Here is a 20,260-nt window from a genome sequence, read left to right on the forward strand (position 1 = left end):
GCTTCCTTGAGTATGTGTTTCGTCAAACCAGCCTCCCTTTCTGCTAGAAGGGGGCGAGCCAAGGCGTGGTTAGCAGACCGGACACATACCAAACCGGCACACCCGAAGGTGTCCCCCGCCTGGCCCGCCATAAAGAAGCATTGCCAAACGAGCACGCACCATCTACTGACAGTGCCACGATGAGATATGTGTAGTTGGGCTGCTAACCCATCATGCGGATGCACGACGAGCGGACAATAGGGTCCTGGCATCCTAGCGTCAACGGCCCGGCCGCGTTATCGGAAAAGCCTTCATGTCGCTTAGGAATCGGGCAGATTTTGCGGCAGACGGCAGAGATGGATTCCTACACAAACGAAGCCATGGACGTCGCGATGAAAAACAACAGGCAGGGACTCACAATGGTCCGGCCAACATATTCTCAACCAGACGGATCATGGTTTCTTTCTGCGCTGGTGCCGACTCCGCCACCAGCAAAGCAAGCGCGGCCAGGCCGATATCGTTGATCACCAATTGGCCTTCGCGCAGCAACGCGCCATTTCGATGTAAAAAATCGACGAACAAAAATGCCCCACTGCGCTTATTGCCGTCCGACAAGGGATGGTCTTTGATGACGAAATACAAGAGGTGCGCAGCCTTGCTCTCTACCGTGGCATAAGCTGGCTGGCCGAACACGGTCTGGTCCAGATTACCAAGAATGGACGCCAGTCCATCATCCCGTTCGCGGCCGAAGAGATCGCCGGCTTCACCCCGTGCCATTAGATCCACCTTTAGTGTGAGCAGCGCCCGGCGGGCCTCATCTGGCGTTGGCAGCGTGCCGCCCGGGGTGCCATTGGGTTCATTCAGCAGGCCTTCGTCATAGCGCTGAAGCAACAAGAAGGTTTGCGTGTAGCGGCTCACAATTTCGACCAAGCCCCGCCCCGTATCCGCCGTCAGTTCAGGCGTCTGAGCGGTTTTACGCACCAACACCAGCGCCGCTTCCAACTCAGCAGCGTTTCGTTGCATCCTGGCACGATCCAGCGTCCAGCCTTGCGTCAAATGATCGCGCAGCACCCTTGTCGCCCATTGACGGAACTGCGTGCCACGCTTTGAGTTCACCCGGTAGCCAACGCTGATGATGGCGTCCAGGTTGTAGTGCAAGGTTCGATAACTCTTACCATCTGCGGCAGTATGTGCAAAATTTGCACATACTGAGCTTTCAGCTAACTCCTTGTTGCGAAATATGTTTCTCAAGTGCTTCGTAATCACCGAACGCTCACGGCCAAATAGCTCGGCCATCTGATCCTGCGTCAACCATAGCGTTTCGCCGTCAAGACGAACCGACACCGAATCACCGGCCTCGGGCTGAAAGATCACCATGCCACTCATGCGTACTCCTCGTACAATCACCCTCTTGGGCTATGGCAAAGTAATCGCACTTAACGCACGGAACAAGTTCGCGTGGTCGCACCATAAAAAAACGCCGACGGCATCGTCGGCGTTGATTAGGAAGGCTATCAGTAAACGCCTACGCCCCCGCCCCATGCGCCTGCACGTCAGCGTGGTAGCTGGAACGCACCATGGCGCCGACCGCCGCGTGTTTGAAGCCCATCGCGTAGGCTTCGCGCTCGAACATCGCGAAGGTGTCGGGATGCACGTAGCGCAGCACCGGCAAGTGGCCGTCGGACGGCTGCAGGTATTGGCCGATGGTCAGCATGTCGACGTTGTGGGCGCGCAAGTCGCGCATCACCTCGAGGATTTCCTCGTCGGTCTCGCCCAGGCCGACCATCAGGCCGGACTTGGTCAATACGTCGGGGCGCATGGCCTTGTAATCGCGCAACAGCTGCAGCGAGTGGGCGTAATCGGCGCCGGGACGCGCCTGCTTATAGAGACGCGGCACGGTTTCCAGATTGTGGTTCATCACGTCCGGCGGCGTTTGCGCGAACACGTCGATCGCCAGATCGAGCCGGCCGCGGAAATCGGGTACCAGCACCTCGATCTGGGTTGACGGCGACTGGGCGCGGATCGCGCCGATGCACTGGGCGAAATGCTCGGCGCCGCCGTCGCGCAGGTCATCGCGGTCGACCGAGGTCACCACCACGTAACGCAGACGCATGGCCAACACCGACTCGGCCAAGTGCTGCGGCTCGAGCGGGTCCAGCGGATTGGGCCGGCCATGGCCGACGTCGCAGAACGGGCAACGGCGGGTGCAAATGTCGCCCATGATCATGAAGGTAGCCGTGCCCTTGCTGAAGCACTCGCCGATATTCGGACAGGTCGCCTCTTCGCAGACCGTGTGCAGCTTTTGCGAGCGCAGGATCGCCTTGATCTCGTTGAAGCGCTCGCCGCTGGGCAGCTTGGCGCGGATCCACTCCGGCTTTTTCAGCTTCTGCGCCAGCGGAACCACCTTGATCGGAATGCGCGCGGTCTTGTCGGCGCCTTTCTGTTTGATGCCCGTGATGTCGTCCTGCTTCAAGCCACTCTCCTCCTCAAACCGTCAGCTGTCGCGCCAAATGCGGCAGCAACCGCTCGGCCACCTCGTCGATCGAGGCGTTGACGCCGAGGTCCTTCAATTGCGTGACCCGCAGATTCGGGTAACCGCAGGGATTGATCCAGCCAAATGGGGTCAGGTCCATGTCCACATTCAGCGACAGGCCGTGGTACACGGCGCCGTTCTTGATGCGCAGGCCGAGCGAGGCGATCTTGGCGCCATCGACATACACCCCGGGCGCCGCCACGTCGCCGTTGGCGCGCACGCCGTACTCGGCCAGCGTATCGATCACCGTCTGTTCGATCCGGCGCACCAGATCGCGCACGCCGATATGCATGCGCTTGAAATCGATCAACGGATAGACGATCAGTTGCCCCGGGCCATGATAGGTCACCTGGCCGCCGCGATCGGTGCGCACCACCGGAATCGGCATATCGGTGCGCAACAGATGCTCCGTTTTGCCGGCGAGGCCGAGCGTATAGACCGGCGGGTGCTCCAGCACCCAGATCTCATCCGGCGTGGCCGGGTCGCGCGCGTCGGTGAAGGCCTTCATCGCCGTCAGCGTCGGTTCGTAATCCACCAGGCCGAGAAACTTGATCGCGCGTGCCACTACAGCACCACTTTGACCATGTGATGGCTGGTCAGCGCGAGATAGATGGTATCGAGCTGCGCGCGCGACGTGGCCGTCACGGTCACCGTCAGCGACAGGTAGCGTCCGCTGCTGCTTTCGCGCTGCACCACATCGTGCGGCGCCAAGTCGGGCGCATGCACCCGCACCACCTCGTAGATGGTGGTGGCAAACGCGTCGTGCCGTTCACCCATGATTTTCAACGGGAAACGGCAGGGGAATTCGAGGAGTTCCTTGCTGGGCTGGGTCATTACGTCTTCTTTCGCTTGCGGACCGGTCTATCGCCTTCAGATGCGGCCATTTGGCCGCAACGCAAGCCGGCGGCAACCGGTGTCATGCGGCAAGCATTATACACCGCGCGCCAGCCATCCCGACAGCCGATGCCATGATGCGACGCAGCATGCGGCTTTCGGTCCCTGGTCGATGCTGTTAATCTGTTGAGACAAAATGAGAATTACAGGACAAAGAGAAATGAATAGAGATTATCTAGAGCGCATCTTGACCGCGCGCGTCTACGACATGGCGATCGAATCCCCCCTAGAGGACGCGCCGATCCTGTCGCGCCGCTGCGGCAACCGCATTTTGCTCAAGCGCGAGGACCTGCAGCCGGTGTTCTCCTTCAAGATCCGCGGCGCCTACAACAAAATGGCCCAACTCACGGCCGAAGAGCTCGCGCGCGGCGTCATTACCGCCTCGGCCGGCAACCACGCACAAGGCGTGGCCTTATCCGCGCAGAAGCTGGGCTGTCAGGCCACGATCGTCATGCCGGTCACCACCCCGCAAATCAAGATCGACTCGGTGACCCGCCGCGGCGGCCACGTGGTGCTGTTCGGCGATTCGTTCTCCGATGCCTACCTGCACGCCGTCGAGTTGGAAAAGACCTCCGGCGCCGCCTACATTCCGCCGTTCGACGATCCGGACGTCATCGCCGGCCAAGGGACCGTCGGCATGGAAATCCTGCGCCAACACCCGGGCCATATCGACGCGGTGTTCGTCCCCATCGGCGGCGGCGGCTTGGCAGCGGGCGTCGCCGCTTACATCAAGCGGCTCAAACCGGAAATCAAGGTGATCGGCGTCGAGCCGGTCGATTCCGACGCCATGAGCCAGTCGATCCGCCAGGGCCATCGTGTCGAACTGAAAGACGTCGGCCTCTTCGCCGATGGCGTGGCGGTCAAGCTGGTCGGCGAGGAAACCTTCCGCCTCTGCCGCGAACTCCTGGACGAGATCATCCTGGTCGACACCGATGCCATCTGCGCCGCCATCAAGGATATTTTCGAGGACACGCGCTCGATCACCGAGCCGGCCGGCGCGCTGGCGGTGGCCGGCATCAAGGCCTACGTCGAGCGCGAGAGCGCGAGCGGCCAGACGCTGGTGGCGATCAATAGCGGCGCCAATATGAACTTCGACCGTCTGCGCCATGTATCGGAACGCTCCGAGCTTGGCGAGCGGCGCGAGGCGATCATCGCCGTGGCGATTCCCGAGCAGCCCGGCAGCTTCAAACGTTTCTGCCGCCTGGTCGGCCTGCGCAACATTACCGAGTTCAACTACCGCTACGCCGACGACAAGACCGCGCATGTCTTTGTCGGCATTCAGATCAGCAAACGCGAGGATGTCACGCAGTTGTTGAGCGAACTGGCGCGCGAAGGCCTGGAAGGCATCGACCTGACCGACAACGAGCTGGCCAAGCTGCACATCCGCCATCTGGTCGGTGGCCACGCCCCGGGGCTGCGCGACGAGCGGGTAATCCATTTCGAGTTTCCCGAGCGGCCCGGCGCGCTGATGCGTTTTTTGGAAGCGATGCGCACCGACTGGAACATCAGTCTGTTCCACTACCGCAACCACGGCGCCGATTATGGCCGGGTGCTGGTAGGCATCCAGGTGCCCGCGCGGGACCATGAGGCGTTCCAACAATTCCTCGACCAGTTGGGCTATCCCTACGTCGAGGAGACCGATAATCCGGCTTACCGGCTGTTTCTCGGCAAAAACGCCTGACGGCGCGCTTGTGACGCGGAAGGCGCGAGGGGTAGACTTCGCGTTTTCCGCCCACCACCCACTATCATGACGACCCAAGCAGTCTTGTTCGATTTGGACGGCACGCTGGCCGACACCGCGCTTGACCTCGGCTCGGCGCTCAATCGCCTTTTGGCAGAGGAAGGCCGGCCGGCACAGCCCGACCATCTGATCCGCCCCATCGCCTCGCACGGCGCACGGGCGCTGATCGCGCTCGGCTTCGGCATCCACCCCGACCATCCTGGGTTTGCCGAGCTTCGCGCGCGCTTTCTCGACCACTACGATCACAGCTTCGCCGACCGCACCTGTCTGTTCGACGGCGTGCCGGAACTGATCGGCGCGCTCGACCAGCGCGGATTGCCGTGGGGCATCATCACCAATAAGCCAATGCGCTTCACCGATCGGCTGATCCCCACGCTGCCCTTCCCGGTAGCGCCCCGCGTCGTGGTCAGCGGCGACACGGTCGGCGTCGCCAAACCCGATCCGCGGCCGATGCATTACGCCTGCGAACGCATCGGTCTCGATCCGCGCGACTGCCTTTATGTCGGCGACGCCGAACGCGACATTCAAGCCGGACGCAATGCCGGCATGCGCACCGCGCTGGCCGCCTGGGGCTACATCGCCGACAGCGACCGCCCGGACGAATGGGGCGCCGACATCCACATCGCGACGCCGCTCGACCTGCTTGCCCACCTCTGATGCCATGGCGCCAGCGCACCCCGCTGGCGCGTCGTCGCCACGCTTGTCAGTACAACGACAATAAGCTATAAATTTTTACATAAAACCCTAACGTCATCGAAGTCATTCCCTTGTGCATCAAGGGGAATGATGCCGGCGCACCGGTTCGAGAACGAGGCGCGTCTTTCTCCGTAAAGGGCATGCCGATTCATGAGCGCAACGTTCGTGTCCGCGCAGGAGCGACACTCATTCATTTCGACTGTGGCGGCAACGCCGGTCGCGAGGCGATGGGCATTGGGCATGGTGGCGCTATCGCTGATCATCCTCCTGGGCTTGGTGCCGTTCGCGAAAATACCAGTGACCAAGGTGTGGGCGTTCATTCCCATCTACCAATCCGCGCTGATCGTCAACGACGTCATCACCGCCGTGCTGCTGTTCGGTCAATTCAGCATTCTACGCACCCGCGCGCTGCTGATCCTGGCGTGCGGCTACCTGTTCACCGCCTGCATGGCGGCATTCCACACGGCCAGCTTTCCAGGCTTGTTCAGCCAGACGGGGCTCATGGGCGCCGGCCCGCAAACCACCGTCTGGCTGTATATGTTCTGGCACAGCGGCTTTCCCCTGCTGATCATCGTCTATGCCTTGCTGCGCGGGGCTGCGGACGGCGCGCGCGAGGCGACGTGGCCGGTCAACCGCCTCATCCCGCTAAGCATCGTCGCGACCATCGCCATCGCCTCCGCCCTGGCAACGCTGGCCACGCGCGGGAATGCGCTCTTGCCGGTGCTGATCGTCATCGAGCCGCAAGGCACGCATTACGCGCTGCTGCTGCGCATCGTGGTCGGCGTCATTCTGCTGATGTGCCTCATGGCGTTGGCGCTGTTGGCGCGCCTGCGTAACGGCACGCTGCTCGATCTATGGCTGATGGTGGTGCTATGCGTTTGGTTGTGTGACATCGCGCTCTCGACCTATTTCAATGCCAAACGCTTCGACCTCGGCTTCTATGCCGGTCGTGTCTATGGATTGATGTCGGCCAGCTTCGTGCTGATCATGTTGCTGCTGGAAAATGGCCGGCTGTATGCGCATCTAACGGTAACCGCCTCCGAACTCGCCCGCGCCAAGCGCCTGGCCGACGACGCCACCCAAGCCAAGTCGCTGTTTCTCGCCAACATGAGCCACGAGATCCGCACGCCGATGAATGCCATCATCGGTTTGTCGCACCTGCTGCAACGCACCGAGTTCACTCCGTTGCAACACGACTATCTGACCAAGATCCATCAGGCGGGCACATCGCTCTTGGCCGTCATCAACGACATTTTGGATTTGTCCAAGGTCGAGGCCGACAAACTGGTTTTAGAAGCTGTCGCCTTTCGCCTGGACGACGTGCTGACCCACGTCACCACCCTGGTGGGAAAGGCCGCGGCCGACAAGGGGCTGGAGTTTCTATTCGACACCGGCTCGAACGTTCCCCAGGAACTGGTGGGCGACCCGTTGCGCCTGGCTCAGGTGTTGACCAACCTGACCAGCAACGCGGTCAAATTCACCGAATCCGGTCAAGTGGTCATCACCATCCGGCGGCGCGAACCGCAAGGCGACCAGGTGATCCTGGATTTCGAGGTCCGCGATAGCGGCATTGGCATGACGCCGGCGCAAACCCAGCGTCTATTCCACTCCTTCACCCAGGCAGACGAATCGATGACTCGACGTTACGGCGGCACGGGCCTGGGGCTCACCATCGCTCAGCGGCTGGTGGCGCTGATGGGCGGCACGATCCAGGTCACCTCCACGCAGGGAGAAGGCACCACCCTCCGGTTCCACGCACGCTTTGGTCTGCCGAGCGCCGATGCCCTGCCGCACCGCACCTTGCCGCAGGAAGTCCGCGGGCGAAGGGCGCTGGTGGTGGACGACCACGACGCGGCGCGCGCGATTCTGGCCGAGCAACTGAGCGTGCTCGGTTTCGACACGGAGGCCGTCGCCTCGGGCATCGAGGCGATTTGTGCCGTACGGGAGGCCGTGAGCGACCGGCCTTTTCATTTGGCGCTGGTCGACTGGAAGATGCCAGGGCTCGATGGACTCGCCACCATCTTGCAATTACGCGCCGTCGATCCGACGCTGCGCGTGGTGATGGTGACCGCGTTCGGCCGCGAGGAGGTGCGCGGCCAGGCGGAAAACCTCGCCATCGACGCCTTCCTGGCAAAACCGGTCAGCCCATCCGCGCTGTTGGACGTCATCCTGAGCATTTTCGGCGCCGAGCATGCCACGGTGGCGCACAGCGACGCCGAAACCATACCGCGCTTCGACGGCGCCAGGATCCTGCTGGTGGAAGACAACGAAATCAACCGCCTGATCGCCGTGGAACTACTGCAAAGCACCGGCGCGGCCATCACCCAAGCCTTCGACGGTCAGGCGGCGCTGGACGTGCTGACGACCAAAACTTTCGACGCCATCCTCATGGACGTACAGATGCCGGTGATGGATGGCCTTGAAACCACGCGGCGCATCCGCGCCGACGCGCGCATCCGGCCCATACCGATCATTGCCATGACGGCCCACGCGCTCGCCACCGAACGCGAACTCTGTCTCGCCGCCGGCATGAACGACCACATCGCCAAGCCGATCGACCCCGCTCAGCTCTACCAAACGCTGGCGCGCTGGCTCCCTCCCTCCGCCACGCCTTCGGCAGTCTCGCCCGGCCTGGAGCAACATAGCGGTTTACAACACGTCGGAGGTAATCAAGCGCTATATTTGAAATTATTACGGGTATTCATCGACAACGAGGCGGATGCTGCGCTACGGCTGTCTCAAGCCTTGACGGAAAACGATGTAAACGCGGCCGCGCGCGTCGCGCACACGGTCAAAGGCATCGCAGGCAGTCTGGGGATGGCCGCGTTGCAGACCGCGGCGCGCGATTTGGAGCAACGGATCGTGACGGGAGGAGAAACCGCCGCGCCGCTATCGCAATTCGAACAACAATTGGCAGAGGCCGTCTCCACCGCGCGACGAGCACTCGACGCCTAGCATCTAGCCATTTGCCAGGCCAGCGCAGTTCACAAATAGTTTGCAGACAGGCCCTAAAACAATGGACCCCGCGAACGGTCCGCCGAGGAGCAATCACACATGACGCAAGTGTCCGAGCCAGACAAGCGCCAGACCGTTCTGGTCGTCGACGACACCCCAATCAATCTCACGTTGATGAGCGAGCTGCTCAAGGGGCGCTACCGCATTTTGCTCGCCAACAGCGGCGAAGCGGCGCTGGATATACTGCGCCACGACAGCCTGCCGGATCTGATACTGCTCGATATCATGATGCCGGGCATCGGCGGATTCGAAGCCTGCCGCCTCATCAAGGACGATCCGCGCACCTGCGGCATCCCGGTCATTTTTCTCACCGCCCGGGTCGACATCGAAGACGAGGAAAGCGGTTTCTCCGCCGGCGCGGTCGATTACATCACCAAGCCGATATCGCCCGCCATCGTGCTGGCGCGCATCCAGACGCACCTAAAGCTCAAGGCGATGAACGATTTTCTTGCCGACACCAACGCGTACCTCGCGCGCGAAGTCGAACGCCGCACGCGCGAAGTACAGGTCATTCAGGACGTCACCATCGTCGCCATGGCGTCGCTGGCCGAAACGCGCGACAGCGACACCGGCCAGCACATCCGGCGCACGCAGCACTATGTGCGTCGCTTGGCGCAGGCACTGCAGCCCCATCCGAAATTCCGCGACTTCCTCAGCGACGAAAACATCGACCTGATTTACAAATCCGCGCCGTTGCACGACATCGGCAAAGTCGGCATTCCCGATCGTATTCTGCTCAAACCCGGTAAGCTGACGCCGGAAGAGTTCGAGATCATGAAGAGCCACACCGTGCTTGGGCGCGACGCCATCGCCTCGGCGGAAAAACTGCTCGACACGCCCAGCAGCTTCCTGCGCTTCGCGCGCGAAATCGCGCACCGCCACCAGGAGAAGTGGGACGGCAGCGGCTATCCGGACGGCTTGACCGGCGACGACATACCGGTCGCGGCCCGCCTGATGGCGATCGCCGACGTCTACGACGCGCTGATCTCTCGCCGCGTCTACAAGCCGGGCTTCGCGCACAGCGAGGCGGTGCAACGCATCCAGGCCGAGCGCGGCAGACATTTCGACCCGGACATGGTCGACGCCTTCGTCGCCATTGCCGGCGACTTTCTCGAGATCGCCCAACGCTATAGCGACCCGGCGCCGTAAGCGGGGCCGGGAACGGTGCGCCGAACAGTCCCTCTCACGTCTCAATGCGAAATAGCGCATTGAAAAAAAAGACTATATTTGCTTATCGTCGCAGGCCAAATCTGGCACAATGCGCGTCTGCTTGAAAACCCGAGTTGTCATGACGCAAGAATACGCCACGCCAAAACCGATTTTTTCCCACCGCAAGTACTGGGCCGAGCGCTTCGGTACCGCCCCGTTCCTGCCGATGAGCCGCGCTGAAATGGATCAGCTGGGCTGGGACAGCTGCGACATCATTCTGGTGTCCGGCGATGCCTACATCGACCATCCGAGCTTTGGCGCGGCGCTGATCGGCCGATTGCTGGAGTCGCAAGGCTTCCGCGTCGGCCTCATCGCCCAGCCCGACTGGAAAAGCGCCGAGGATTTCCGCCGGCTCGGCAAACCCAATCTGTTTTATGGCGTCACCGCGGGCAACATGGACTCGATGATCAACCGCTACACCGCCGATCGCAAGCCGCGCTCCGACGACGCCTACACGCCGCACGCCGCCCCGGACAAACGGCCCGACCGCGCCGCCAGCGTTTATGCGCAGCGTTGCCGCGAAGCCTACCCGGGCGTGGGCGTGCTCATCGGCAGCATCGAGGCCAGCCTGCGCCGCATCGCCCACTTCGACTACTGGAGCGACAAGGTGCGGCCGTCGGTGCTGGTAACGTCCAAAGCCGACCTGCTGGTCTTCGGCAACGCCGAGCGCGCCATCATCGAGATCGCCCATCGCGCCGGCCGCGGCGAAAAGCTGTCCGAGATGCGCGACATTCGCGGCACGGCCTTCATGGCGCAACATGGCTGGCGCCCCAACGAGGACTGGCACGAGATCGATTCGACCACCGTAGACGTCCCCGGCGTGGTCGATACCCACAAAAACCCCTATGAGATGGAGCCCGCGGCGCAAGCCGAGCCGGCCGCGCCGGGTGCGCAGCCGATCCGTTTCATGAGCTTGCACGAGCGAGTGGCCGCGCGGCGCGATGCGCGGCACCGCACCGTGGTGCGGCTGCCGGCCTTCGAAGCCGTCGCCTACGACCCGGTGCTCTACGCCCACGCCAGCCGCACCCTGCACTTGGAGTCCAATCCCGGCAATGCGCGCGCGCTGGTGCAGCTGCATGGCGAGCGCGACGTTTGGCTCAATCCGCCGCCGATTCCGCTCACCACGGAGGAAATGGACTACGTCTATGGCCTGCCCTACGCGCGCAACCCCCACCCCGCCTATGGCGACGCGCGCATCCCGGCATGGGAAATGATCCGCTTTTCGATCAACATCATGCGCGGCTGCTTCGGCGGCTGCAGCTTCTGCTCGATCACCGAGCACGAGGGCCGCATCATCCAGAGCCGCTCGCATGAATCGATCCTGCACGAGATCGAGGAAATCCGCGACAAGACCGCCGGCTTCACCGGTCACATCACCGATTTGGGCGGCCCGACCGCCAACATGTACCGGCTGGCGTGCAAGGACAAGAAGATCGAAAGCTCGTGCCGGCGTCTCAGCTGCGTCTACCCCGACATCTGCGAGAACATGAACACCGATCACAGCGCGCTGATCGAGCTCTATCGCAAGGCGCGCGCGCTGCCCGGCGTCAAGAAGATCAGCATCGGCTCGGGCTTGCGCTATGACCTGGCGGTGCGTTCGCCGGAGTACATCAAGGAACTCGTCACACATCATGTCGGCGGCTACCTGAAGATCGCCCCGGAGCATACCGAGACCGGGCCGCTATCGAAGATGATGAAGCCGGGCATCGGCACCTACGAGAAATTCAAGGAACTGTTCGAGCGCTTCTCGCGCCAGGCGGGCAAAGAACAGTACCTGATTCCCTACTTCATCGCCGCGCACCCGGGCACCACCGATGAGGACATGCTCAACCTGGCGCTCTGGCTCAAACGCCACAATTTCCGGCTCGATCAGGTACAGGCTTTCGTGCCGACGCCGATGGCGCTGGCCACCACCATGTGGCACACCGGCCGCAATCCGCTGAAGAAACTGGCGCGCAGCTCGGAGAAAGTCGACGTGGTGCGCGACGCCCAGCGCCGCAAACTGCACAAGGCGTTCCTGCGCTACCACGACCCGAACAACTGGCCGATGCTGCGCGACGCGCTGATGGCCATGGGGCGGGACGACCTGATCGGCTACGGCAAGCAACAATTGATTCCGCCACGGCAGCCGGCCGAGGGCCGCGACGCGCGCGAACGCAACGCGCGCTTCAACCCGGCGCACACCAAACATACCGGCGAGCCGCGGCCGCCGGCCAAGAAACAGAACAATCGCGGTCGTCGCTGATTGCATCCAGAGAAACCTTACATGTCGCAAAACGAACACTTCATTCCGGGCAAGGATGCCGCGCTCGAAACCACCATCGCGCGGCTCATGGCCCGGCTCGCCGAACTCGGCCTGGAGGTCGAGGAGCAATGCTGGCTCAATTCGGTCGACAACGTCTGGTCGGTTCACCTGGCCAACAAGCACTGTCCGCTGATCTACGTCAACGGCAAGGGCGCGAGCGAACTGGCTGCCCGCGCCAGCGCCTTGGGCGAATTCTTCGAACGGGTCAGCAACAACTACTTCTGGTCGCACTATTATCTGGGCGAGGAGATTGCCCGCCGCGAACACGTGTTTTTCCCACAGGAACGCTGGTTCCCATTAAGGGACGGCGATGCCTGGCCGGCCGAGTTGCTCAACGCCGAGTTGCAGGCCCTGTACAACCCGGAAGGCCGCATTCCGGCCGACGCGCTCGTCGAGCTCAACTCAGGCAATCATGCGCGCGGCATCTGCGCACTGCCGTACATCCGCCAGCGCGATGACGCCACCACCTGGTTCCCGATCAACATCATCGGCAACCTGTACGTCAGCAACGGCATGGCCGCCGGCAACACCCCGCCGGAAGCACGCACCCAGGCGCTGTCGGAGATTCTCGAGCGCCACGTCAAATTCAAGGTATTGCGCGAAGCCATTTGTCTGCCGGACGTGCCGGAAGACGTCATCGCCCGCTACCCCAAGATCGCCGCCGGCATCCGCGGCTTGCGCGCCGCCGGTTTCGGCATCCTGGTCAAGGACGCCTCGCTGGGCGGCCAATTCCCGGTGATGAACGTCACCCTGCTCAACCATCGCGATCAGGGCGTGTTCGCCAGCTTCGGCGCGCATCCGCGCTTCGAGATCGCGCTGGAGCGCGCGCTGACCGAACTGTTGCAAGGCCGCGCGCTGGCGCAGCTGGACGGCTTCCCCGAGCCCAGCTTCGATCTGGACGAAGTCGCCGATCCGCAAAACCTGGAGATTCATTTCGTCGACTCCAGCGGCGTCATCGCCTGGCGCTATTTCGGCGACACGCCGGACTTCGATTTCTGCGACTGGAATTTCAGCCAGACCACGGCCGACGACTACCACTGGATCAGCGATTGCATCCACCGCGCCGGCTTCGACATCTACATCGCCGATTTCACCCACCTCGGCGTCTACGCTTGCCGCATCCTGGTGCCCGGCATGTCCGAGATTTATCCGCTGGAAGAACTGGAATGGGAGAACAACAGCGCCGGTAATCGGCTGCGTCCCTACCTGTTGCGCTTGCCGGCACTATCGGACGCGGAATGCCAAGCGTTGCGGGACCACCTCGACGACTTGGGGCTCGACGACCTGCGCCCGGTCCCGGCCTTGATCGGCGTGGCTGCCGACGCGGACAGCGCCTGGAAGGAACTGCGTGTAGGCGAACTCAAAACGCTGCTCGCCTTGGCGCTGGGAGACGAGGACGGCATTCGCGAAGGCTGCGACTGGATCCGTCACTTGGGCCACATGCCGGCCGAGCGCCACAAGGTCTACCGTGCCATTGCCGCGCTGCTCGATTTGCAGGGCGACGCCGAGCATAGCTTGACCCTGCTCTACGGCGCCGACACCGTGGCATTGGCGCAACGGTTGCTGGCCGGCGAAACGCGCTTTTTCGGCTTGACCGAGTTCGGCGCCAACATCGAGCACAGCCGCCTGCATCAAAGCCTGCTGGGGGAATATCGCAAGTTGTGGCACTAAAGCGGCCATTCGCGTCGCGGTGTTCATGCGCATAACAGGCCGCCATCGGCTATAGTACCTCTATGATCCATGACATATGGATCACGCGTGACGTAATTCGTCAGGAGGGCGCCATCATGCACATGGAGCGCTGGTTGCTGGAGTTTCCAGCGACGGTACGCAAGGCGGCGTTACGGCAGGATCTGTCCATGGCCACCCAGGCCATGGACCAGTTGCAGCAGCACTACGCCCGTAAGACCGCCGACGAACGACAAACGATTTACCTGAGCCTGGCACGTACAATCCTGGAAGACCTGGACAAGGATAGCGCGCGCCAGGTCGAGGGGTTCTTGCAGCAAGTCGGTCTGCTGCAATCCCAGAAAGTCTAACGCCCCCTCGCCCCCTCGCCCGCCGCTCACGCGGCGGGCTGTCCATTGTCAATCCACGCGCAGCCTGCTATTTTGAGCGGCTGCGCGTATTCGGCACAGCCGCCCCAGAGCGGACACACCCCGCGCAAAGGAACACAACCTTATCAGGGAGCATGCATGTCCACCCATCGCAACACCGTCAGCCGCCGGCTGATCACGCCATCCTCGTGGGGAAAAAAAGATTCGCTCAACGCAAACGCCCCGAGCGAACAACGCGCCTGCCGCCACTGCGGGCACCGCGGACTCAACGAGGAAAGCACCATCGCCGGCCAGATGTTTCGTTGCCCGGCTTGCAAGAAGCTGCAGTTCTAATGGGCCTTTGCGCCCAGCCTGAGATGCGTCAAGAAGGCTCGCGCGCCGCAATGGCATAGTAGATGTATCGATTTGCTCTTCAGGAAGCGAACATGGCCTCACTCTTCAAACGCATCATCGACAAGATCTTCGGCCCGGACCCTGAACCGCCGCCGCCGCTGAGCGCGGCGGAATTGGCCGCCGCCGAGCGCTTCTTGCTCAACATCTTCGCGCAGCAGAACGCCAAGGCAGGGCAACCGGTCGGGGCGGTGTTGTTCTCGCCGCGACTGCGCCGGCTTAGCCCCGAAGTCGACCACATGGAACAAGGCATGACGTCGCTGTTCGAAAAAGGCTGGGTGGAGACGTACAAGGCCCGTTTTTTGGTCCTCACCGACGCCGGCTACGAGCGAATGAAATTCCTGGGGCTGGAAAAAACACAACCCTAAACAAACGGCCGCGCTTGCGGCCGTTTCAGCTTCTGGGCGTCCCATCAACGCGTGTGCACGTCACCCTGGCAGTTTTCGTATTTCATCAGCCCGGCAGGACAGGCGATCGCCTTCATGCCGGCATCGACACACAGCCATAACCCGGTCAAAAACTTCTTTTGCTGCGGATTTTTGTCGCAGGTCGCGAATTGCGCCGTCACCGGATAGCGCGGATTCAGGTCGGCAAAGCGCTGCTTGATCTCCTCGATCGAGGCCGTTTCCGTCAACGTTGGCGTCTTGATCTGCTCAAACACGGCCAAAGCATCGCCGAAATAGCGATTCACCTGACGATAATAGCCTGTCGCGTCATGCGCTTCGCTGCCTGGCTGGTAGTACGGCGTACAGGTGCCATGTTTACCCCACTCATGGTCGACGAAGGCATCGGCATTACGCAAATAGGCCCGATAGGGATTGGCGAAAGTCAAGCGCGCCGCGTCCAGCGGCGGCACGGCGTGGCAGTCGTGAGGATAGCTGCCATCCTTGCGCTCCGGCCACAAGCCATGAAACATCAGCGGTGGCAGATCGGCCCGGCAGGCTTGCGCCGCATCCAGATCAGCGCCGCTTTTGCCGGCCGTGCCGCTCTGACACCAGCCCGGAATCCATTGCGTCGACAATAGGTAGTAATCAAAACCCGTATCGGTCGGCATATCAGCCGCCATGAGCACGCCAGACCACGCCAGCAAGGCGCCGGCCAGAGCCGCAATGCGGATCGTCATTTGCCCCCCTCATGTATCTTCACGGCAAAAGTGCCGGCACCAGTATATTCCAAAAGAATAAAGCGCTGATGACAGGCCGCTTAAGCACCGCTCCCGGCAAACGGCCCTTGTCGGCACAAAATATGGTAGCCTTGACGCAACATTCTCACCGAAGCATGCCATGAATGCCTCTCAGATTCTCAGCTTCATGATTCAGGCAAAAACCAGTGAGCAGATCAAATGGGCGGCCATTCCGGCGCTCTATGCCGTCACCCTGGCGCAGATCGCACCCAAGCTGACAGAGGAGGAGCTCTTTAGCATGATTGCCATCGGCTCGGTTCTGTACGACCACAGCAGCAAAGAAATCGTGGCGCAAGCCGCCACCGACCAGCTACTGCAGTCGCTCATGCATCCCGCCGCGCCGGATACGCCATAGAAAAAGGGGCCAAAGCCCCTTTTGTCACCTGCGGCCCCCACTTACTTGGCCGGGCGGCCGGTCTTGATTTTCTCCAACTGCGACAGCGCCTGCACAAGCTGGGCATCGGTCAACTTACTCAGCGCCGCGAGCCCGGCACGCAACAACTCGCTCTTTTTCACTTCATGCCCGACGGACAGCACACGCTGTTTCAACGCGGCGATCTGCTGATATTCGCCATCCGGCATGGTGAAGCTATCGCGCACCAGCTTGTGCTTCTTGCCACTCGCCTTTTTCTTGGCGCGGGCATCCGCGTCAACCTTGGCCGGCACCGCCGGCGCCGGCGCCACGGGCACGGTTTCAATCACTGGCTTCGCGGCAATGGCTTTGCCGACAATCGGCTTGGAGGCAGTTGGCTTTGCCGCCGGCTTAGCGGCAGCGGGCTTGGACGTGGCAGGCTTTGCCGCGGTTTTGGCCGCAACGGGCTTTGCTGCCGGCTTCGCCGCCGCTGGCTTGGCGGTGGCCGTGGGCTTTGTCGTCACCGTTTTGGCCGGAGCCGGCTTAGCGGCCGCGGGCTTGGTAGTCGGCTTGGCGGCTACGGCCTTTGCCGGCGCCGGTTCAGCGGCCGCCGGTTTGACGGCCGAGTTCGCTGCTTTCATCGCATACCCCTATGTGTCGGAAAACCATAACAGTATAAACTATATATACCGTATTTCAATTTATTCCGCGCGCGATGCCCAAAATTTGACCGCCCGGCAACCTGGACGATCGGACAAGTACTTGCCGCATTTGCCCACAGCGTTATCCACAGCATCTGTGAGTAACCACCGCAGTGGACTCACAACCTGCGCGCAACACCTGAGCCGCCTCGCGCAACGTCGCTTCGGTGGTCTCCCAGTCCAGACAAGGGTCGGTAACCGAGCAGCCATAGCGTAGCGACGACAAATCGTCCGTCAACGGCTGATTGCCGGCCTCAAGAAAACTCTCCAACATCAACCCGACAATGCTGCTATTGCCATGCTCGATCTGCCGCAAGACATCTCCCACCACCAACGGCTGCAACGCAGCTTGTTTGCCGCAATTGGCATGCGAGCAATCGATCACGATATTGCTGGGCAAGCCGGCCTTGGATAACGCCGCTTCGGCCATGGCCACGCTGACGCTATCGTAGTTCGGCCGGCCGCCACCGCCGCGCAAGACCAGATGGCCATAGCGGTTGCCGCGCGTACGGATGATCGCCGACCGTCCCTGGCCGTTGATGCCAAGGAAGCTATGGGGATACGACGCCGACATGATCGCATTGACCGCCGTGGACACCGAGCCGTCCGTGCCGTTTTTGAATCCGACCGGCGTGGACAGTCCCGACGACATCTCGCGATGCGTTTGCGACTCCGACGTGCGTGCGCCAATCGCCGTCCAAGCAATCAAATCGCCGATATACTGCGGCGCGATCGGGTCCAGCGCTTCGGTCGCAGCAGGCAACCCCAAGCGATTGACCTCCAAAAGAAACTCGCGCGCGCGCAATACGCCTTCGTCGATCATGAAGGAATCGTCCATGCGCGGATCGTTGATGAATCCTTTCCAACCCGTGGTGGTGCGCGGTTTCTCGAAATACACCCGCATCACGAGATACAGCACATCGGACAACTCATCCGCCAGGTCCTTGAGCCGGCGCGCGTAATCGAGCCCCGCCACCGGGTCGTGAATCGAACAGGGGCCGACGATCACGAACTTGCGCGCATCCTCGCGATCGAGAATGCGCTGTAGCGCTTGCCGGCCAGCCAGTACCCGCGCGGCCAAGTCGTCGGACAGCGGCAGGCGCAGATGAATTTCATCGGGAGTTGGCATCGGATCGAACGATTCGATGTTGAGGTTTTCTGTTCTTATCATGGCAATATTAGGAAAATAATGTCAGAACAGATTACCAGAAAATGACCACGCGCGCCGACCCGCCCGCCTCATCCGCTAGGAGGCAAAGAACGCCGCGCCGCGCCCCAGCGAGCAGCGCAGAACACGCTTCTGCCGTTGCACATAGCCCGGCAATTCGAACTCGGTACTGGTCAGCGCCAATCCCCCCTGAACATCGAGCTCATAACGGACGAACTCGACCACCGGGCGCGTTTGCGCCGGCGGCAAGGTGAAATGGGAGTCGGAAAAAACGATGCGCGCGCCGAAATTCATATAGCTCGTCAGCGCCAGCCCCGCCCGGATCGCAGGCCCTGGCTGGCCGCTGCCGCGCTGGCATCGCGCCAAATCCAGCGCAACCGTCACGCGACCGCCGCGCGCCAAGGCATTGGCAATATCTTGAAAACCGGCAAGCGGTTCAGCTTGCGCGGCTGCGCCGCATAGCGCCATCGCGGCGCAAAAACGCCGAGCATGGAGGGACATGGCGACATCTCCTTCGAATCGTTGACATGACGAGCAACCCAAGCAAACCTGAACAGTTACCGTCGATGCAACGACTTGTCGAGGGCGCGCGGCAAGATCAGGCCACGTCCTCCGCGGCGGCAATGCGCTCGAGCAAGCGCTCGCGCACGAATTTGATGTGGCCGCGCAAGCCATACAAATACTCGCCAAATGCGGCGGGCACACTGATTTTGCTGACCGTCCGCTCAATGTGATCCAGATGGTGCGCCAGCTCGCGCAGACGCTCGATGTCGTCGGCCCGCCGATGCGCTTCTTGCTCCAGATCGAGCAGTGCGCGATACCAGCGATGAATCGACGATTGGATACGCCAGCGATAGATGGCTGGCGCCATCTTCAGCGCCGGGATCAGAAACAACCCCAACGGCACGATCACGGCAAGCGCGCGGGCAATCAGACCTGCAAGCCAGAACGGGAAGGTGCGATAAAGCAGACTCTTACCCGATGTGTAGTAACGCCGCGCATCCTCGCTTAGCGGAATCTCGTGCTCGACCGCGGAAGGAAACTCGCCCTGCTTTCTCAGCACGCCGGCCTTGCCATGCACCTCACGCGCCGCGTCGAGCAGCAAATCGGACAGCGCCGGGTGCAGCCCGGCACGGGCGACCAGCTCGACCGAAGGGCCAATCAACTCGGTCGTCTCCGGCGGGATATTCTTGCCGACATCGAGCACACCCATCGGCAGCTCCAGCTTGTTCAAATAGCTGACACGCCGCGTATAAGCATCCGCCTGCGTGACATTGAACAAGCGGATGCCGGGTGTGTGCAGCAGTTCGCGCATCATATCGGTCGAGGCGGAGTCGCCCATGACGAAGATGGCGTCAATACGCTCATGACGCAGCGCATCCACCGCGTCGCCAGGCAACGACTCGATCATCTGCGTGCCATCGCCAGGGACGATGCCGTTCAGTTTGAGCAACGTCAGCGCAAGTTCCCGCGTCCCCGTCCCCGGGCGGCCGATATCGAGCCGTCCACCCTTGAAATCCGACAATAGCGACCGTGGTTCGCCACGATAAAAAATCAACAGCGGCTGATACGAGATGCTGCCCAACGACACAAGCCGCCCGTCGGCCACCGCACCCGCCTCGCCGCCCAGCACGAAACCCACATCGGCTTTTTGATGCGCGTCTTTCAACAAGCGCAAATTGTCGACCGAACCGCCGGTGGGCACGATGCGGACGGTCACACCTTCGCGTGCGAGGATTTGCTGGTAGCGTTGCGCAGTGTGGTCGAACACACTGCCCTTGGGGCCGCTGACAATGATCAGCGTGGAGGGTGCTGCCGAGCCGACATACCATAGCGCGGCGGCGGATAGCGCGAGCCCAGCAAGCACCAACAAGGCGATGGTCGCCACCAAGCCGCGCCCAAACAGGGCATTCAAGCGCGCGGCCAGCCGTGAAATCAGAATTTTCGGTGTGATCAAGGGACTCTCCAAGGCGCCAGATAACGGCGGCGCATGATTATTCCCGTGGAACGAACAATAAAAAAGCCTTGTTTTCACAA

Annotated in this window: 19 protein-coding genes; 10 read left to right on the forward strand and 9 right to left on the reverse strand. The window is 61.8% G+C overall.

What is annotated here, in order from left to right; translation table 11 throughout:
* Nucleotides 1-393 precede the first annotated feature (393 nt).
* The 4 genes from JOZ06_RS03785 to JOZ06_RS03800 all read right to left on the reverse strand — a co-directional run bounded on the left by JOZ06_RS03785 (nucleotide 394) and on the right by JOZ06_RS03800 (nucleotide 3,346).
* On the reverse strand, nucleotides 394-1,365 hold the full coding sequence (locus JOZ06_RS03785) for a virulence protein RhuM/Fic/DOC family protein (RefSeq protein ID WP_293228824.1): 972 nt from the start codon (nucleotides 1,363-1,365) through the stop codon (nucleotides 394-396).
* 139 nt (nucleotides 1,366-1,504) lie between these two features.
* On the reverse strand, nucleotides 1,505-2,452 hold the full coding sequence (lipA, locus tag JOZ06_RS03790; RefSeq protein ID WP_293228827.1) for a lipoyl synthase: 948 nt from the start codon (nucleotides 2,450-2,452) through the stop codon (nucleotides 1,505-1,507).
* A gap of 13 nt (nucleotides 2,453-2,465) precedes the next feature.
* A complete protein-coding gene (lipB, locus tag JOZ06_RS03795; protein WP_293228830.1) occupies nucleotides 2,466-3,077 on the reverse strand; it encodes a lipoyl(octanoyl) transferase LipB in 612 nt (203 codons plus the stop codon).
* Nucleotides 3,077-3,346: a DUF493 domain-containing protein gene (locus JOZ06_RS03800; protein ID WP_293228833.1), complete on the reverse strand. Its 270-nt coding sequence runs from the start codon at nucleotides 3,344-3,346 to the stop codon at nucleotides 3,077-3,079. The genes lipB and JOZ06_RS03800 overlap by 1 nt, the downstream gene beginning before the upstream one ends.
* Before the next feature lie 220 nt (nucleotides 3,347-3,566).
* On the opposite strand from JOZ06_RS03800, the gene ilvA reads away from it, so the two are divergent.
* The 9 genes from ilvA (at nucleotide 3,567) to JOZ06_RS03845 (ending at nucleotide 15,187) form a co-directional block, all read left to right on the forward strand.
* Nucleotides 3,567-5,087 (forward strand): threonine ammonia-lyase, biosynthetic, encoded by a 1,521-nt coding sequence (gene ilvA, locus JOZ06_RS03805; protein ID WP_293228836.1) that lies wholly within the window; start codon nucleotides 3,567-3,569, stop codon nucleotides 5,085-5,087.
* A 66-nt stretch (nucleotides 5,088-5,153) separates the two neighbouring features.
* On the forward strand, nucleotides 5,154-5,804 hold the full coding sequence (locus tag JOZ06_RS03810) for an HAD-IA family hydrolase (RefSeq protein WP_293228839.1): 651 nt from the start codon (nucleotides 5,154-5,156) through the stop codon (nucleotides 5,802-5,804).
* Nucleotides 5,805-5,993: 189 nt separating this feature from the next.
* Complete coding sequence (locus JOZ06_RS03815; RefSeq protein WP_293228841.1) at nucleotides 5,994-8,798, forward strand: response regulator; 2,805 nt, start codon at nucleotides 5,994-5,996, stop codon at nucleotides 8,796-8,798.
* 99 nt (nucleotides 8,799-8,897) lie between these two features.
* Entirely contained in the window at nucleotides 8,898-10,007 is a 1,110-nt protein-coding gene (locus tag JOZ06_RS03820) for a two-component system response regulator (protein WP_293228843.1), read from the forward strand.
* Nucleotides 10,008-10,146: 139 nt separating this feature from the next.
* Nucleotides 10,147-12,312 (forward strand): YgiQ family radical SAM protein, encoded by a 2,166-nt coding sequence (locus JOZ06_RS03825; RefSeq protein WP_293228846.1) that lies wholly within the window; start codon nucleotides 10,147-10,149, stop codon nucleotides 12,310-12,312.
* A 21-nt stretch (nucleotides 12,313-12,333) separates the two neighbouring features.
* Nucleotides 12,334-14,043: a 30S ribosomal protein S12 methylthiotransferase accessory factor YcaO gene (ycaO, locus tag JOZ06_RS03830; protein ID WP_293228849.1), complete on the forward strand. Its 1,710-nt coding sequence runs from the start codon at nucleotides 12,334-12,336 to the stop codon at nucleotides 14,041-14,043.
* Between the two features lie 116 nt (nucleotides 14,044-14,159).
* Nucleotides 14,160-14,411, forward strand: coding sequence for a hypothetical protein (locus JOZ06_RS03835; RefSeq protein ID WP_293228852.1), 252 nt, complete (start codon nucleotides 14,160-14,162; stop codon nucleotides 14,409-14,411).
* A 156-nt stretch (nucleotides 14,412-14,567) separates the two neighbouring features.
* Complete coding sequence (locus JOZ06_RS03840; RefSeq protein ID WP_293228854.1) at nucleotides 14,568-14,762, forward strand: hypothetical protein; 195 nt, start codon at nucleotides 14,568-14,570, stop codon at nucleotides 14,760-14,762.
* A 92-nt stretch (nucleotides 14,763-14,854) separates the two neighbouring features.
* Nucleotides 14,855-15,187 carry a hypothetical protein gene (locus JOZ06_RS03845; RefSeq protein ID WP_293228856.1) on the forward strand — a complete coding sequence of 111 codons (333 nt, stop codon included), beginning with the start codon at nucleotides 14,855-14,857 and terminating at the stop codon, nucleotides 15,185-15,187.
* 44 nt (nucleotides 15,188-15,231) lie between these two features.
* Here JOZ06_RS03845 and JOZ06_RS03850 read toward each other — a convergent pair whose 3' ends face one another.
* Complete coding sequence (locus JOZ06_RS03850; RefSeq protein ID WP_293228859.1) at nucleotides 15,232-15,942, reverse strand: hypothetical protein; 711 nt, start codon at nucleotides 15,940-15,942, stop codon at nucleotides 15,232-15,234.
* A gap of 160 nt (nucleotides 15,943-16,102) precedes the next feature.
* On the opposite strand from JOZ06_RS03850, the gene JOZ06_RS03855 reads away from it, so the two are divergent.
* Nucleotides 16,103-16,357 (forward strand): hypothetical protein, encoded by a 255-nt coding sequence (locus tag JOZ06_RS03855; RefSeq protein WP_293228861.1) that lies wholly within the window; start codon nucleotides 16,103-16,105, stop codon nucleotides 16,355-16,357.
* Nucleotides 16,358-16,398: 41 nt separating this feature from the next.
* Here the strand turns inward: JOZ06_RS03855 and JOZ06_RS03860 are convergent, their stop codons facing one another.
* The 4 genes from JOZ06_RS03860 to JOZ06_RS03875 form a co-directional block, all read right to left on the reverse strand.
* Complete coding sequence (locus JOZ06_RS03860) at nucleotides 16,399-16,995, reverse strand: hypothetical protein (protein WP_293228864.1); 597 nt, start codon at nucleotides 16,993-16,995, stop codon at nucleotides 16,399-16,401.
* 142 nt (nucleotides 16,996-17,137) lie between these two features.
* Complete coding sequence (locus JOZ06_RS03865) at nucleotides 17,138-18,226, reverse strand: 3-deoxy-7-phosphoheptulonate synthase (protein ID WP_293228867.1); 1,089 nt, start codon at nucleotides 18,224-18,226, stop codon at nucleotides 17,138-17,140.
* Nucleotides 18,227-18,301: 75 nt separating this feature from the next.
* Entirely contained in the window at nucleotides 18,302-18,724 is a 423-nt protein-coding gene (locus JOZ06_RS03870; RefSeq protein ID WP_293228870.1) for a VirK family protein, read from the reverse strand.
* 97 nt (nucleotides 18,725-18,821) lie between these two features.
* Nucleotides 18,822-20,180, reverse strand: coding sequence for a TAXI family TRAP transporter solute-binding subunit (locus JOZ06_RS03875; protein WP_293228873.1), 1,359 nt, complete (start codon nucleotides 20,178-20,180; stop codon nucleotides 18,822-18,824).
* Between the last annotated feature and the right edge of the window lie 80 nt (nucleotides 20,181-20,260).

The organism is Paludibacterium sp. (assembly GCF_019232825.1).
GTDB lineage: Bacteria > Pseudomonadota > Gammaproteobacteria > Burkholderiales > Chromobacteriaceae > Paludibacterium.

Bases quoted from the DNA above. Each gene is read 5' to 3' on its own strand.
- JOZ06_RS03820 (WP_293228843.1), top strand. From the start codon at position 8,898: ATGACGCAAGTGTCCGAGCCAGACAAGCGCCAGACCGTTCTGGTCGTC.
- JOZ06_RS03845 (WP_293228856.1), top strand. From the start codon at position 14,855: ATGGCCTCACTCTTCAAACGCATCATCGACAAGATCTTCGGCCCGGAC.
- ycaO (WP_293228849.1), top strand. From the start codon at position 12,334: ATGTCGCAAAACGAACACTTCATTCCGGGCAAGGATGCCGCGCTCGAA.
- ilvA (WP_293228836.1), top strand. From the start codon at position 3,567: ATGAATAGAGATTATCTAGAGCGCATCTTGACCGCGCGCGTCTACGAC.
- JOZ06_RS03835 (WP_293228852.1), top strand. From the start codon at position 14,160: ATGCACATGGAGCGCTGGTTGCTGGAGTTTCCAGCGACGGTACGCAAG.
- JOZ06_RS03870 (WP_293228870.1), bottom strand. From the start codon at position 18,724: ATGTCCCTCCATGCTCGGCGTTTTTGCGCCGCGATGGCGCTATGCGGC.
- JOZ06_RS03860 (WP_293228864.1), bottom strand. From the start codon at position 16,995: ATGAAAGCAGCGAACTCGGCCGTCAAACCGGCGGCCGCTGAACCGGCG.
- JOZ06_RS03865 (WP_293228867.1), bottom strand. From the start codon at position 18,226: ATGATAAGAACAGAAAACCTCAACATCGAATCGTTCGATCCGATGCCA.
- JOZ06_RS03850 (WP_293228859.1), bottom strand. From the start codon at position 15,942: ATGACGATCCGCATTGCGGCTCTGGCCGGCGCCTTGCTGGCGTGGTCT.
- JOZ06_RS03800 (WP_293228833.1), bottom strand. From the start codon at position 3,346: ATGACCCAGCCCAGCAAGGAACTCCTCGAATTCCCCTGCCGTTTCCCG.
- JOZ06_RS03815 (WP_293228841.1), top strand. From the start codon at position 5,994: ATGAGCGCAACGTTCGTGTCCGCGCAGGAGCGACACTCATTCATTTCG.
- JOZ06_RS03810 (WP_293228839.1), top strand. From the start codon at position 5,154: ATGACGACCCAAGCAGTCTTGTTCGATTTGGACGGCACGCTGGCCGAC.
- JOZ06_RS03785 (WP_293228824.1), bottom strand. From the start codon at position 1,365: ATGAGTGGCATGGTGATCTTTCAGCCCGAGGCCGGTGATTCGGTGTCG.
- JOZ06_RS03855 (WP_293228861.1), top strand. From the start codon at position 16,103: ATGAATGCCTCTCAGATTCTCAGCTTCATGATTCAGGCAAAAACCAGT.
- JOZ06_RS03840 (WP_293228854.1), top strand. From the start codon at position 14,568: ATGTCCACCCATCGCAACACCGTCAGCCGCCGGCTGATCACGCCATCC.
- JOZ06_RS03825 (WP_293228846.1), top strand. From the start codon at position 10,147: ATGACGCAAGAATACGCCACGCCAAAACCGATTTTTTCCCACCGCAAG.